The 14,418-nt window shown below is 49.5% G+C and carries 11 protein-coding genes; 4 read left to right on the forward strand and 7 right to left on the reverse strand.

The window, feature by feature from the left end:
• Window positions 1-79: 79 nt before the first annotated feature.
• Entirely contained in the window at window positions 80-664 is a 585-nt protein-coding gene (locus VPR01S_RS16435; RefSeq protein WP_021706488.1) for a LysE family translocator, read from the forward strand.
• Here VPR01S_RS16435 and VPR01S_RS16440 read toward each other — a convergent pair.
• Window positions 661-1,533 (reverse strand): LysR family transcriptional regulator, encoded by an 873-nt coding sequence (locus VPR01S_RS16440; RefSeq protein ID WP_021706489.1) that lies wholly within the window; start codon window positions 1,531-1,533, stop codon window positions 661-663. The two genes, VPR01S_RS16435 and VPR01S_RS16440, sit on opposite strands and share 4 nt — an antisense overlap.
• Window positions 1,534-1,707: 174 nt before the next feature.
• Between VPR01S_RS16440 and VPR01S_RS16445 the strand changes: the two genes are divergently transcribed.
• Complete coding sequence (locus VPR01S_RS16445; protein ID WP_021706490.1) at window positions 1,708-2,856, forward strand: S-(hydroxymethyl)glutathione dehydrogenase/class III alcohol dehydrogenase; 1,149 nt, start codon at window positions 1,708-1,710, stop codon at window positions 2,854-2,856.
• Between the two features lie 59 nt (window positions 2,857-2,915).
• Window positions 2,916-3,758 (forward strand): S-formylglutathione hydrolase, encoded by an 843-nt coding sequence (fghA, locus tag VPR01S_RS16450; protein ID WP_021706491.1) that lies wholly within the window; start codon window positions 2,916-2,918, stop codon window positions 3,756-3,758.
• Window positions 3,759-3,790: 32 nt separating this feature from the next.
• On the opposite strand, the gene VPR01S_RS16455 is transcribed toward fghA, so the two are convergent.
• The 5 genes from VPR01S_RS16455 to VPR01S_RS16475 all read right to left on the reverse strand — a co-directional run bounded on the left by VPR01S_RS16455 (window position 3,791) and on the right by VPR01S_RS16475 (window position 10,945).
• Entirely contained in the window at window positions 3,791-4,138 is a 348-nt protein-coding gene (locus VPR01S_RS16455) for a hypothetical protein (protein WP_156008744.1), read from the reverse strand.
• The gene (gene pgaC / locus VPR01S_RS16460; RefSeq protein ID WP_021706493.1) at window positions 4,131-5,414 is read right to left on the reverse strand and encodes a poly-beta-1,6-N-acetyl-D-glucosamine synthase; all 1,284 of its coding nucleotides are present in this window, start codon (window positions 5,412-5,414) and stop codon (window positions 4,131-4,133) included. Before pgaC ends, VPR01S_RS16455 begins: the two co-directional genes overlap by 8 nt.
• Entirely contained in the window at window positions 5,411-7,477 is a 2,067-nt protein-coding gene (pgaB, locus tag VPR01S_RS16465; protein ID WP_021706494.1) for a poly-beta-1,6-N-acetyl-D-glucosamine N-deacetylase PgaB, read from the reverse strand. The genes pgaC and pgaB overlap by 4 nt, the downstream gene beginning before the upstream one ends.
• Window positions 7,474-9,873: a poly-beta-1,6 N-acetyl-D-glucosamine export porin PgaA gene (pgaA, locus tag VPR01S_RS16470; protein WP_081693198.1), complete on the reverse strand. Its 2,400-nt coding sequence runs from the start codon at window positions 9,871-9,873 to the stop codon at window positions 7,474-7,476. Before pgaA ends, pgaB begins: the two co-directional genes overlap by 4 nt.
• A 163-nt stretch (window positions 9,874-10,036) precedes the next feature.
• Window positions 10,037-10,945 (reverse strand): LysR family transcriptional regulator, encoded by a 909-nt coding sequence (locus VPR01S_RS16475; RefSeq protein WP_021706496.1) that lies wholly within the window; start codon window positions 10,943-10,945, stop codon window positions 10,037-10,039.
• Between the two features lie 681 nt (window positions 10,946-11,626).
• Between VPR01S_RS16475 and VPR01S_RS16480 the strand changes: the two genes are divergently transcribed.
• Window positions 11,627-13,306, forward strand: coding sequence for an RluA family pseudouridine synthase (locus VPR01S_RS16480; RefSeq protein WP_021706497.1), 1,680 nt, complete (start codon window positions 11,627-11,629; stop codon window positions 13,304-13,306).
• Between the two features lie 65 nt (window positions 13,307-13,371).
• Here VPR01S_RS16480 and VPR01S_RS16485 read toward each other — a convergent pair whose 3' ends face one another.
• Window positions 13,372-14,409: a DUF2955 domain-containing protein gene (locus VPR01S_RS16485; protein ID WP_021706498.1), complete on the reverse strand. Its 1,038-nt coding sequence runs from the start codon at window positions 14,407-14,409 to the stop codon at window positions 13,372-13,374.
• Window positions 14,410-14,418 lie beyond the last annotated feature (9 nt).

Consider the following 14,418-nt stretch of genomic DNA (forward strand, 5'->3'; position numbering starts at 1 on the left):
CACACAATTGCGCTGCATGCCAAGTAGTATTTTGGGTTGTCGGCCGCCACTTCTTTCATCAACTTTGAGTGATTTTTCTATGGAATTTCAACAACTGGGTGCTTTAGCCCTGTTTGCGTTCGTCGCTACGTTTACCCCAGGCCCCAATAACATCATGCTGATGACATCGGGTGCCAACATCGGCCTGCTGCGCACTATCCCACATATGATAGGCATCATTATTGGCTTTGCGGTGATGCTGTTAACGGTCGGCCTCGGCCTCAGCCAAGTCTTTAATACGTTTCCATTACTGCATGACATCTTAAAAGTCGCCAGTCTGGCATATTTGCTGTATCTGGCAGCGATGATTGCGGTTAGTAAGCCCAAAAGCGCCACTCAGGACTACCGTCCGATGACGTTGCTTTCGGCGGCCGCTTTTCAGTGGGTAAACCCTAAAGCCTGGTCAATGGCATTGTCGGCAATCAGTTTGTTTTACACCAATGCGTCGGTCAGTGGCCTGCTGTTTATTTCTGTCGTATTTGCTGTTGTTACCGCGCCGTCAGTGCTTATCTGGACATTAGCGGGCACACAATTACAGAAATGGCTGACCAGTCCAAAACGTACCCGAGTGTTCAACGTCACCATGGCTTTGATGCTGGTTGGTTCGACCATTCCGATGATTTAACCCCCTAGCTGCTGAACCAGAAAATCTGTCAGTAAACGGACTTTGGCTGAGAGGTTACGATTGTTGGGATACAGTGCCCAAATACCTTCGCGTTCATCACGGTATGCCATGAGCACTTCGATCAGTTCGCCGGACTCAAGATCCTCCTGGATGTAATAGTCCGGCAATTGAATCAAACCCAAACCGCGCTTGGCTGCATCACGAAGCGCAAAGCCGCTGTTACACTTTACCCGCCCCGTCACCCGAAACGAGCGTGCTTTCCCCTGATCGCGAAAACGCCAGTATTCATTGGTCCCAACCAGACACTGATGCTGAGCGAGCTCCGATAAAGTATGTGGTTCACCAAATCGATCAAGATACGAATGACTGGCACACACATGTAACTGACGGGTGGCCAGACGACGAGCGATAAAGCTGGAGTCTTCCAGACGTCCCAAACGAATGGCAACATCAATTCCCGATTCAATCAAATCCAGTTTCTGATTCGTTAAGATAAGTTCGAGATCAACCTGAGGATGCAACTCAAGAAACTGATTAAGAAGCGGTGCCAGATGCAGCTCACCATAGGTGACCGGGGCGGTGACTTTGAGCAGTCCCTTCGGCGTGGACTGCATCTGCGTGACGGCCAACTCAGCCAGTTCCAACCCCTCAACCAGATGTTTGCACTGATGAAAATACAGCTGACCAGCTTCGGTCATGGTGACTTTTCGTGTCGTGCGATTCAGCAGTTTGACCGCCAGACGCTCCTCAAGAGCGGACACTCGTCGACTGATCTGAGCAACCGACGTGTTCAGTTTTTTCGCCGCTCCTGTGAAGCTGTGTGTTTGCGCGACTGCGACAAACTCACTCACGCCTTCCCAACTAGCCATTGAATCTTTCACCTCTTAATTATTACAAATACGTAAAAATCATTTTCAATTTACACCAATTATCTTCCTTTTTGAAACGTCTATACTCTTGGGTATTCCAACTTCATGACGCTGTAGCCTCCCATCTTCAGCGCTATGATTAGCCCCTACTGATTAAATAAAAAGGAAACTCGAATGGCTCTTGAACTCAAACCCGGCCAAACCTCGATTAAGTCTAAAGCAGCTGTTGCATGGGCTGCTGGCGAACCTCTGAAAATGGAAGAGGTCGACGTACAACTGCCAAAGGCAGGTGAAGTACTGGTGCGCATCATTGCAACCGGTGTGTGTCATACCGATGCGTTTACCCTGTCTGGCGATGATCCAGAAGGGATCTTCCCGGCAATTCTTGGTCATGAAGGAGGCGGTATCGTCGAAATGGTTGGCGAGGGCGTTACCAGCGTGTCGGTCGGCGATCACGTGATCCCACTTTACACCGCGGAATGTGGCGAGTGTAAGTTTTGTAAATCCGGTAAAACGAATCTGTGTCAGGCAGTACGTGAAACTCAAGGTAAAGGTCTGATGCCAGATGGCACATCACGCTTTTCCATTAACGGCGAAACCATCTATCACTACATGGGGTGTTCTACATTCTCGGAGTACACCGTATTGCCCGAAATTTCACTGGCAAAAGTGAACAAAACCGCTCCACTTGAGGAGGTGTGCCTGCTCGGCTGTGGTGTCACAACGGGTATGGGAGCCGTACTCAACACCGCCAAAGTGGAACAAGGTGCCACCGTGGCAATCTTCGGTCTGGGCGGAATTGGTCTGTCAGCCATCATTGGTGCACGTATGGCGGGTGCTTCACGCATCATCGGTATCGACATCAATGAAAGCAAATTTGATTTAGCCAAACAGTTGGGCGCCACAGACGTGATCAACCCACAGACATTTGACAAGCCGATCCAGGAAGTGATCGTTGAAATAACGGATGGTGGCGTGGATTATTCGTTCGAGTGTATCGGTAACGTCAATGTGATGCGTCAGGCGCTGGAGTGCTGTCATAAGGGCTGGGGGGAATCCGTCATTATTGGCGTGGCTGGCGCCGGTCAGGAGATCTCAACACGTCCGTTCCAGCTGGTCACCGGACGTGTATGGCGCGGTAGTGCCTTTGGTGGAGTAAAAGGACGCTCTGAGTTGCCTGAGATTGTCGAGCGTTACCTGGCGGGTGAGTTTGGCTTGCAAGAGTTCATCACCCACACTATGGGGCTGGAAGACATTAACCAAGCTTTTGAGCTGATGTATGAAGGCAAAAGTATCCGTAGCGTTATCCATATGGACAAATAAGCGCACCACCCACGTGCCGCCTCGTCAGGCGGCACCGTTTTACCAGAAAGGGGATACCAATGACGCTAGAAAATATCAGTCAGGCGAAAGTTTTCGGTGGCTGGCACAAACAGTATTCATTTGAGTCCAATACGCTCAAAGGCCGCACTCGCTTCGCGATTTTCCTCCCGCCCAACGCCACGCAGGCAAATCCGGTTCCGGTCTTGTACTGGTTGTCTGGCCTTACCTGTACCGACGAAAATTTCATGCAAAAAGCCGGCGCGTTCCATATGGCCGCAGAGCTGGGAGTTGCGATTGTCGCCCCCGACACCAGCCCGCGGGGTGACAAGGTCGCCGATGACGACAATTACGATCTGGGCCAAGGGGCGGGTTTCTATCTTAACGCGACGGAGATGCCTTGGGCGAAGCACTACCAGATGTATGACTTTATTACCCAGGAATTGCCTGCGATCATAGAGCAAAATTTCCCAGTTACCGATGTGAAATCCATTTCAGGACACAGTATGGGCGGACATGGCGCGCTTACCATTGGCCTGAAAAATCCGCATCAATACCGCAGTATTTCTGCGTTCAGTCCAATCAGTAACCCAATGGCCTGCCCATGGGGACAAAAGGCGTTCAGTCACTATCTGGGCAGTGACTCCGAAAGCTGGAAGGAGTACGACGCCAGCGAACTGCTCCGCCAGACCAAATCACCGTTGCCTATTTTGGTAGACCAGGGTGACGCCGATGGATTTCTGGTTGAGCAACTCAAACCGCAGAGTCTGATTGACGCCGCTGCAGTACATCACTCCGCGTTGAAGTTACGTATGCAGCCTGGCTATGACCATAGCTATTATTTCATCTCGACCTTTATTGGTGATCATCTCAACTTTCACGCGCGCTACCTGTTTGCGGAATAAACGAAAACGAGCCAAATGGCTCGTTTTTCTTATCAGTCGTGCTTTTTAAACCGTGACTCCAAACTCCATAACAATCGTTTCAGTTTCGACCAGAAATGGAACAACAGAATGATCCCAAGCAGCATAATGGCGACCGACAGTAAGATGTCACTCAGATTCATCCCAAATAAAAGCCCCCCTTCACGATCCGGATAAAGCCATTCATGCAGCAACGGATGGAGCAGTAAAAAACTCCAGCAAAGCCAAGTCAGCGTATTGATCAACGAGTCCCGCACTTTTATACGAAAACGGCGTTTTTCTTTGTTATTGATGATGTAGAGCCGGTTTTGGTTGTGAAAATGAAGCTTTCGCTCTTTGTCACTCATCTGCGTCCTATCCATCGCGGAAACTCTCCCCCCGATCCGGGCTGTCCCATACGGCTTTCTGACCGCGTTTACGTAAAATCGCTTTCGGTACTGCCACGACCACCGTCACGACATTCAGCATCCAATACACCAGCGGATACCAGATGCACCATAAGAAATTGCGAAACAAATTGGAGTCGTAATTCCGGTCAATCATGATGCTGACCGAGAACTGCAGCAGACACACGAAGATCAATGCCAGTCCGGACCATTCAAAGGTCAACAAATCCATCGCTTTGACATTTTCATCAATGGAATAGGCATCAAACAAGTGCAATGCCGTCGTCGTCACCACCGAGTAACTCCATAAAACACTGATCATGTATTCAAACAACAGCGGCCAAAAATGCGTTTGGCCACGATAGAGGGCCGGTAAGCCATATCGCAAAAACACTTCCGCCCCCCCCTGCGCCCAGCGTAGGCGCTGTTTGTACAGGCCACGCAGCGTTTCTGGCATCAACACCCAGCAACGCGCCAACGGTTCATAATGGATCAGCCAGTTTCGCATTTGCAGCTTCCAGCTAACGTCGATATCTTCGGTGATCATATCGGTGCTCCAACCACCAATATCGACAATGGCCTGCTTGCGGAATGCCACAATCACCCCTGAGACGGTAAACACGGTGCCGTAAATGCGTTGCGCGCGTTTGATCAGACCTATGATCGACGAGAACTCACCTGTCTGTAGTTTGCCGATAATGGTGGAGCGCGTTCGTACCCGGGGGTTGCCCGTGACGGCCCCCAGCTTGCGACTATGGAGGAAACGCTGAACCATCCAACGCGCAGCCTGAGGATCCAGCAATGCATCACCGTCAATGCAAAGTAAAAACTCACCGCTGGTGTGCTCAAGGCCGTGATTGAGTGCCGACGCCTTTCCGCCATTGTCCTGATGTACCACGACGAGACGTGGATCAGACAGCGCTAATTCGTCGAGCCGCGCTGCCGTGTCATCTTTACTGCCGTCATTGATTGCCACCACCTCAAAGTTGGGGTAATCAAGTCTCAGCGCCTGACCAATGGTTTCATTGACGTTAGCGCCTTCGTTATAACATGGCACCATCACTGACACTTTGGGGTAGTGAGGCAACTGCAACGGCCCTTGTTTCGCGACCTTAAGCTGCGCCCGCTCCCAGTGAAAGTAGTAATACACACCGCCACAGGTCCAGACCAAAGCCATAATGCACGGATAGAGATAGACAAAATAACTCAGCCACAACAGGAACTGGTGATAGTTGTCCATACCAGCACTCATTTCGCCCCCTCCATCTTGCCCGAGTTGGAGAATACCGGACGCAACACCTTGAGATCCGGCTGTGCGCTAATGAAATCATCCGGATAGTACCCGTAGTGTTGAATGCCTTCTTGCGCGATGATTTTCATCTGCTGTGCCAGCTCTTCTGACGACAGCGGTTTACCAGTGCGCCAGTTGCGGGCCTGAAGCTCAAACACCAGCTTGTCGGCCGGAACACTTTGCAATGACAGCTTTGCAATATTGCGCAGCCAGGCCATCGGCTGCTCTGCCTGTTCCATATAGGGCATCGCCATTACTGCGGTGTAATCGTACGCCTGGCCAAACGCAGACATACTTTGCGCAAACCACGCTTCACTGGCTGGGTTAAGCACTGCTTCTGCGTAGATATTGCGCGCCAGCATCATAGGGGAACCGCTGCCAGACGCGTACTGACGGGCGTTTTCTGCTAAATCCAGCGTAAAATCAATCAGGTATTGTGTCTTGTGCTGAGTCCAACTGGCCATTTGCTCGCCATCCTCTCGGATTGCAGTCACATTAGGGTTTAACCCCCAACGGCGATACTGTTGCAAAGCGGCCGGAGACGCATCTTCGAAATCCGTCAGGAAAGCATCATCATGGAACAAGATGCCAGCAAACTTGCCGTATGCCCCCAGTTCACGGTATATCTGCCGAATCGCATTACGATTTTTCACTGAGAAAGGCGATAAACGCAGATAACGCCCTTTATCTGGCGCACCGAAGCGCACATCGGTGACGTACTGGTAATTTGGTCCCAGATCAAAGCCAAGTACTGGCATCCAGGCAAACACTTTGACGCCAGCACGGGTTTTCAACTGCCAGGCGACCCGGTTAAACAGATCCGCTCTGACTGGCAGATAACTGTTCTGAAAGTAGAGTGCATCCGCCACGCCGTCACCATCCGGATCCGCAAATGCCTGCAAGTAGACCGTATTAATCCCCGCCCCTTTGATCCGCTCAATCAGGATATCCAGATTGCGATTCATCTCGGCCGGATCGTCTGAATAGACGTAATCAAGATCCACATGCACAATGCGTTCGGAGCCTTCAAATTGGGGCTCTCCGGAGAGAATTTCATCCAGTCGGTCCAGGTTAATCTCTTGCTCGATCAGATAACGTTTCACATTGCGGCCAGACTCATGCACCGAATTCACACCTTCATCCAATGACAAGGCGTATGTCATACCGACTTTATCCGCCACTTCCAGCGCCGCCAGATTGTACGCACCATACGGCCAGACCATGATTCGGGGTGGACGGATACCGTGTTTCACCATTTGGTCCCGGCTCTGCTCGAAGTCGCTCAGCAAACGCTGTTTGTACTGGGTCAGAGTTTCGTAGCGGCCTTGCTTGGGATCATAAGCTGGTGAGGTCACTGCCGGCTCTTCATTCCCGAATGAGTTAGCGTAAATACCGTAATGCGAATTGTAGGTATGCGAAGCAATCTCAATCAGTCCGGAGTCCTGCATCTCTTTGATCTGTTCCCAGTTGAGAAAGCGCTTTTGTGAGATCATCAGCTTGCCATACGGCACCATGCTATTCGCAGAAGGTTCCAGCCAGTGACCGACTATCGCCATCACCGCCGGGAAGTTGTACAACTTGAGAAGCGGATACACGGTGTAGTAGAAGCTGGCGTAGCCATCATCAAAAGTCAGCAGTACAGCTTTGTCAGGTAACGGGGCTTTACCAGTTTGAGCATCAATGATTTGTTGGAAGCTGACCGGGTGATATCCCTGTTGTTTAAGCCAGTTAAAGTGCTCCACCAATCGGTCGCGGGTCAGCGTGTCCGGAAAAATCTTGGCATCCGGCGTTAAGCGTAGATCAATGAAATCGTGATAACACAACGCAACGTACGATAAGTCATCCCTTGGCGCACTGCGCAAAGGACGGGGCACCAGTTGGTTGAAGTGATGAATAGTACGGGTATTGTCCAGTTCACTCACTGTCATGTTTGCAATCGATGGTGTGATGCTGGAATCGGCCGCCTTAGTACTGGCAACAGACAGTACGGCGATGATCAGAATGATGATTTGTGACATATTCATGGTGCAAAACTCACAACAAAATTAACGAACAGGTAGTCGTTATACTCCCCGTCTCCATCATAAAAGGCTTTACTGCGTCCGGCGCCGTAGGCGAAGGTAGCCCGATGGGATACCTGCCAGGACTGCTGATAATTGACGTCCCAGTTCCACTCACTGCCATAACTCTGTTGCCAGTAAGGCCCCGTCGACAGCACCAGTTGATGATCTAGGCTCAATTGATCCGCCAGACGCTGATGGTAGATTTGCGTCAGGCTCAGCGACGCATAACGATCTTCAAGCGGGTTGAAATACTCGGCCTGCGGGATATCCTCGTTGCGTGACTGACCGAGGTACAACGCACTGCGCAGACGGTAGACGTCATTGCGATACAGCTCCCCATCCAACCAGGTCAGCGCGGTATAACGTTGGTTGTCATCGGTAAAATCGGCGTAAGCGAAAGAGGCGCCCCACAACAATGCATCGGACCAGCGATAACGCACACTGCCGATGACATCATCCACGTAAGTGTCGTTTTTGAGTGCGCGTAACGGAGTGTCGGCCGAGTTGTTGCGGTAACTGAGCGAAAAAGACCAGTGATCAGAGCCACGATAGTCACCTTTAAGCCAGAAATAGCTTTTCTCATTCAGCTTCGCGCCCTGACCAAGCTCTGTTGTCAATGTCAATGGATAGCTCACCCATTCGCCACCCAGCCCAAAGTACCGGGCATAAAGATCACGTTGGTCAAACATACCGAAGCTCTGTTGGTCATGTACAAACAGGCGCGCCCCTCCGAGTGCCCGTTGACTGTACAAATAGGCATCGTAACGCCAATCTTTGGAGGCGTTGATGGTGGCACCATCAGAGCGACCATGGCGAAACTCCCCCTGAATATATGCCGCTTCTTTTTGGTCAATAACTCGATTAATTTGCCGCGTCTCCATACGTGGATATCGCTGATTGACCGCGTCACGCTGTTCTGAGACTTGATCCCAGGCACCACGCTCGGCGTTCGCCATTAACGTCGCCTTATCGACCAAAGCATGGTTTTCCTCCGCCAGCAGGGCTCGGGCCTGTTGATAATACGCAATGGCCTTGTCCTGATTGCCGCGCCAGTTCTCAAAATCGCCCATCGTCAGGATGAGGTAAGGGTTGCCGGGTGCTTGCGCATACAGCTGGTCAAGCAGCTTCTCCGATGTCTGCATATCACCACGAGCCGCGTAATGCATCGCGTTCAGCAGTTGCAGGTTCTGATAGTTGTCGTTGGTCAACCGGACGCTGCCGGTGTAGTCCCAGCGGGTAGCAGGTGTTGAAGCAATGGCTTGCTTCAGGACAGCGTTCGCGGCATCAAACTGTTCGCTGTCCATATAGCTGTTGTACAGCTTGGTTTTTAGTTCTGAGTCGGATGGTGCTTTTTCGTAAGCCATCGCATACACCTTTGATGCCGCTTCAGGCCTGTCCGTCGCCAACCAGTAGTCAGCCAGAGTTAAGCGTGCATAATTCGGCAAATCCGGTAACGGCTCCATGTATCGCGCCACAGGCTCTGCCTGCTGATAATCTTCGAGTGCAACCAAGGCCGTCAGCAGATCGTAAGTTACCGGTCGATAGAGCGGGTGCAGCGGTGGGATTTGTTCACGCAGGCGCTGCAAACTCTGAGCACTTCGACTTAAAGCCTGGTCAGACTGAGCCCGTCGGCCGTTTTTCAGTTGCGTTGTCGCCGCATAGTAGTCAAACCACAACTGATCCACCGGGCCAAACCAATCGGGATGAGAATTCAGCAAATCTGATACGGCGGGAGCAGCACCCAATCTGAGCGCCGCCTTATAAAATGCGATGCCGACCTCGCGATTGTCAGGTTCAGCCTGATACCAGCGCTGGAGCGCAAATACTTCGCCGACCTGATCATCCAACGCCCGTGCGATGTACACTTGGGTCTGATAAAAATGGCCATCATGTACGAAGTGACGCTGGTAATAATTAAAGGCACGGCGTGACTCCGTTAAATCGTTGCGCTCTGCACTGACCAAAGCCAGCCCCAACCACCCCTCACGGTTGGCGGGTTCGATCTGAGTGAGTTGCGAATAAAACGTCTGAGCACGCTGCAACTCCCCTTGATTACGGAACGCCTTCGCCAGTATCTCCAGCGATTGCGGACTGAGTGAGTTTGCGGAACAGGAACCACAAGCACTGAGCGCAAACTGAAGCTGGCCATCCCAGGAGTCAATCGCAATCAAATCATTCAGTACTTTATGATCTAAAGTTTGACGATAAAGGGATGACAATCCCTCTAATGCATTATTGACATCTCCATTCCTAGCCTTAAAAACATAGTTTTCCCTGAGTTGATTTATATCGGTATTGGCATAACAGGTGCTGGCTGCCAAACCAACAATTAGAGTTAAAGCTCTCATTTGTTCCATCTCTTAAAAAAGATCGACAGCAAGCCACCAATATCATTTATTTGATTCATGGCTTTTTTTTATAGTTTTAAATTATAATTTTTCGTAGGACTTAAGATTAAATCCCTGTGGAGACAATCCCTAGTTGATTAATATAAGTAAAACTTATACTCATCATTTTTATCTAAACTTCATCTGCAATTTCCAGGTTAATAATGGAATTAAATTTGGTAATTTTTTCCACTAACCATGTCACCGCAGGGCTCAATTGCGAGCCAGAAAGATAAATGATTGACGATGGCCAATAGCCAGCATTTTTTTCCAAAAAAGGGAGTTCGATTTTTTCTAAATTTCCGTTTTTGAGATCATGCTCCAAAACAAAATCCGGCAAACAACTGATGCCAATACTTTCCCGGCACAACGATAGGTTGGTGTGAATGTCCTCCACATGCCAGATTTGCAGTGCAGACTTCACATGCTGAAGAGGCCATGCTTCCATCGCAACAGGCAGCAAGACGCGCTGCTCACAAAAATCATGATAATTTAATATGTTAGAACCATTGTTGTGTTGTTCAATGTAGTGTCTTGTCGCGACCCAACTGACGTCTATGCCAAACGCAGACACGTATTCGAAGTTAAGTCGGTTCTCGTTTTCAAACATCCCCAAGGCAATATCCAGATTTTTACTCTGGATCTCCTGAGCCAGACGAACGCTGTTTTGTTGCATGATCATCAGCTCAATATTAGGTAAAGAAGCCGTTAGTTCTTTGATGGTCTGGATAATCCGGTGGTCGCAAAATAGTGGATCTATCCCAAGGCGAATCTTAACGTCCGTTGAGTTATAAACCGCCACTGATCTTTCTAAAAAAGTTTGGTATTGCGACATCATTATTTTCGCATTTTTTAAAAAGTTCTCTCCTTTTTCAGTCAGTTTTGGGTACTTACCTGACCTATCAAACAATTGTACCCCAAGATCGACTTCCAGTGTTTGTATCGACAAGCTAATAGCGGCTTGAGTTTTATTCAAAACTCTCGCAGCCGCACTAAAGGAACCATATTCCACTGCAGCGATAAATGCGCTGACCGTTTCCATTCTTATATTCATTTTATTTATTATAACCTGGTTATTAATATTACTAAGCCATAGGTAAAATTAATTTAGAGACGTTTATACCTCCTGCCGGTTTATTGCTCATTTATATAACTTATAAATTAATCGTGTACAACTATTAGCCATTCCAATAGATGACATAAATATTTTTAATTAACCAATATTGGGTAGCTGGAATATAGGAAAAAATGATGAACAATCAGAAACTAATCTAATTTTCCAATTGAGACGTGTTATCAAATGGCAACATCTGCTCCATAAATATTCACAAGTCTTACATATGAAGCAACATATTCTCAACTTTGAAAAACTATCGAGTATTTTATTAACTGTGTGTTTTTTGCACAAATTTGAAATAATTTATAGAGTTCAATAGTTAAGGGAGCATTCTTATCGCCAATCTCAGCTTCGATACACACCGCTCACCAAACAGTGTGGGCCACTGGCTGATATCCAATCGCATACCGTAGGCTTACTGACGTGGTAACACACTGATCTTCATCATTAAACGACAACCTGCATACCCACATGCGCTTTTTATCATTCACTCACGTATTTGACCAGAAACTGCTCTGCCTCTGATTGAGTTGGATAAGGTGAAAAATGACGGCAATTTGGGTAGAATTACGGCCCTATTTTTGCCCAACAGCCAACACCGTGAACATGCCTTCTCCCGAACAGTGCTTTACCCGTTTCCAGAGCGATGTCTCCAGCATCGATCTGCCCGAACGCTTTACATTTCCTTTTTATTACCAACCTCATCCACTGTGTCTGTTAGCTGCCGGGCAGTTACAGCAACATTTGTTGACGCAAACCGACTGGCAACACAACTTCGGTTTAACGGAAACACAGGGGGCCGTCGGTAAAATGTTCGGCGTGCTGGTGGTGAAGTGCCCGGATGGTGGGTTGGGCTACCTATCGGCCTTTTCCGGTAAAATCGCTGATCAAAACTTACTCCCCGGTTTCGTACCGCCAGTGTTCGACATGCTGTCAAGAGATGGCTTCTTTCGCACAGAACTGGCCGACATTACCGCCGTGAGCGAACAATACCAGCTTGCTGCCAGCAATCCTGAAATCAGCCGCTTAGAGCAAGAATTGGCAACACAACAGCAAATGGCCGCCCAGGCGATTGAGGCGCAGCGCCAGATTGCTATCGCAGCCCGGGCCGAACGAAAGCGCCAGCGTCACGATGCAGAGGTTACTCTCAAAGATCCAGAGCTTTCAGATTTTCTGGCCAATCTGGGCAAAGAAAGTGTGGCTGAAAAGAACGTCATGAAGTATCTCAAACTGGAGTGGGACGAGAAGCTGGCTGGCATAAATGAGCGCCTGAACGCCCTTAAAACGAAGGTTGAAGCACTCAAAACTCAACGCGCTCAGCTGTCCAATACGTTACAGAACAAGTTGTTCGAGCAATATCGCTTTCTCAATATTGAAGGGAAAGAGAAAAGTCTTAACGCCATTTTTGCTCAGACCAACACACCTGTCCCCCCGGCTGGAGCTGGTGAGTGCGCGGCACCTAAGCTGTTGCACTACGCATTCAAACATGGTTTTACGCCGATAGCGATGGCCGAGTTCTGGTGGGGCCAGTCACCCAAATCAGAAGTGCGCCAACACAAAAGTTTTTATCCTTCCTGCCACAGTAAATGTCATCCGATCCTCGGCCATATGCTGCAAGGCATGCCGGTTGATGACAATCCACTCGAAGAAAACTGGGCAGAAGATCTGGAACTGGAGATCGTGTATCAGGACGAGGCGATGGTGGTGATCAATAAACCATCGGGTATGCTTTCGGTTCCGGGCAAAACCATTTCCGACTCCGCATACACACGTTTGCAAGCGATGTTCCCTGATGCTGAGGGCCCTCTGGTAATCCACCGACTCGACATGGCGACCTCAGGGCTGCTGGTGTTTGCCCTTACCCGTCGAGCCAACAAAAGCTTGCAAAAACAGTTCATCAGTCGGGAGATTGAAAAGCGCTACATAGCGCTGATCGAAGGCGTTCCGATTGAAGACGAAGGGGATATTGCACTCCCCATGCGAGGGGATCCGGATGACCGGCCCCGTCAACTGGTCTGTTTTGAGCATGGAAAACCCGCACACACCCATTGGCAAAAAATAGACGTTACAAACGGCCGGACCAAACTTTATCTCTATCCAAAAACCGGGCGAACCCATCAATTGCGCGTTCACTGCGCTCATCACCTTGGCCTGAACATGCCGATGGTCGGTGATGGTCTGTATGGGGAACGCGCTGAGCGGCTCCATTTACATGCAGAATCACTGGCGTTCGATCATCCTTACAGTAAAGAACGGATGCATTTTCGGGTCGACGCACCATTCTGAACTGAACAAAAAAACGGACGCTAAAAAAGCATCCGTTTTTTATAACCGCATCGTCATCACCGCTGCTACTGCTGACTAAACCGAGTTGCTTCAAAACGATTTAGTAATCGGTGAACAGCGTAAGTGACGAGTAATGTCACCACAATCGCAAACAAGATGCTGCTTACCCGGTACAACGCACTGAAAATCAGGTCGCCATCTGGTGACAAATACTGGCCAAACAAAATGCCCAACGTCGTCAAGCCACCAAAACCCGCCCCGGATCCGCTTGATTCTTTAACATGCATATAGCTGAAGATCATCGCCCCGATCCATAACAGCGGCACAACAAACAACAAGGTATCTGACCAGTCATACAGCACCAACTGACCGACGATCCCAAACGTCACACCAAGCAGCGTTCCCATCGCCCGTTTACGTGCATAGCCCAGAGCGCCATTCCAGTGCATGGGAAACAGCAATAGCAGTGTGGTCGCCTGAGCAGACATTGAATCGTTTAGATCAAAAATCTGAAACACCAGAAACGACATGGTGGCAATACTGGCGCCCATCAGTGCTTCATGACGCATCCGGTGATTCTTTTTCGGTTCAGTTGGGCGCGCTGGTGGCTGACGCGGCTCTGCATCCGGGATCAGAAAGGTCACCAGGTACGCAACGATAACTGACAATATATTGGCTTGTAGGTTACTGAAAATCAGATCGTTCAGATCGGTCGTCGGATAGCTGGCAAAATGCAGCATGATACTCAGACTCAAGATGCTGTTGGCCCCAAACAGAAACAGGCTGCCTTTGGACATGCAGGCGAATTTATACAGAAACAAACCAAAGACGATCAGCGTCATCATGCCAGGGTGACCACCAAACAGCCCCCCCAGAATGCCAACTTCCAGACCACAAACAGCCGCCGAAAACACCAGTTGAAGAGCGGCATGCCGGCTCATCACCGGCACCATCCCCAGCAGAAGCATCGGTGTTACGGTAAAAAACACACCGTAGTTCCAGCCAAACATTTTGCACAAGGTGAAACCAATCGTCGCCCCGGTGGCAATGCGTAAACACTGTCTGAGATCATTTTCAGACATGGGGTGGTCCCATAATTTCATACCACCTCC

The sequence above is a fragment of the Vibrio proteolyticus NBRC 13287 genome, from assembly GCF_000467125.1.
GTDB classification, from domain to species: Bacteria; Pseudomonadota; Gammaproteobacteria; order Enterobacterales; family Vibrionaceae; genus Vibrio; species Vibrio proteolyticus.

Bases quoted from the DNA above. Each gene is read 5' to 3' on its own strand.
- VPR01S_RS16435 (WP_021706488.1), top strand. From the start codon at position 80: ATGGAATTTCAACAACTGGGTGCTTTAGCCCTGTTTGCGTTCGTCGCT.
- VPR01S_RS16440 (WP_021706489.1), bottom strand. From the start codon at position 1,533: ATGGCTAGTTGGGAAGGCGTGAGTGAGTTTGTCGCAGTCGCGCAAACA.
- VPR01S_RS16445 (WP_021706490.1), top strand. From the start codon at position 1,708: ATGGCTCTTGAACTCAAACCCGGCCAAACCTCGATTAAGTCTAAAGCA.
- fghA (WP_021706491.1), top strand. From the start codon at position 2,916: ATGACGCTAGAAAATATCAGTCAGGCGAAAGTTTTCGGTGGCTGGCAC.
- VPR01S_RS16455 (WP_156008744.1), bottom strand. From the start codon at position 4,138: ATGGATAGGACGCAGATGAGTGACAAAGAGCGAAAGCTTCATTTTCAC.
- pgaC (WP_021706493.1), bottom strand. From the start codon at position 5,414: ATGAGTGCTGGTATGGACAACTATCACCAGTTCCTGTTGTGGCTGAGT.
- pgaB (WP_021706494.1), bottom strand. From the start codon at position 7,477: ATGAATATGTCACAAATCATCATTCTGATCATCGCCGTACTGTCTGTT.
- pgaA (WP_081693198.1), bottom strand. From the start codon at position 9,873: ATGGAACAAATGAGAGCTTTAACTCTAATTGTTGGTTTGGCAGCCAGC.
- VPR01S_RS16475 (WP_021706496.1), bottom strand. From the start codon at position 10,945: ATGGAAACGGTCAGCGCATTTATCGCTGCAGTGGAATATGGTTCCTTT.
- VPR01S_RS16480 (WP_021706497.1), top strand. From the start codon at position 11,627: ATGCCTTCTCCCGAACAGTGCTTTACCCGTTTCCAGAGCGATGTCTCC.
- VPR01S_RS16485 (WP_021706498.1), bottom strand. From the start codon at position 14,409: ATGAAATTATGGGACCACCCCATGTCTGAAAATGATCTCAGACAGTGT.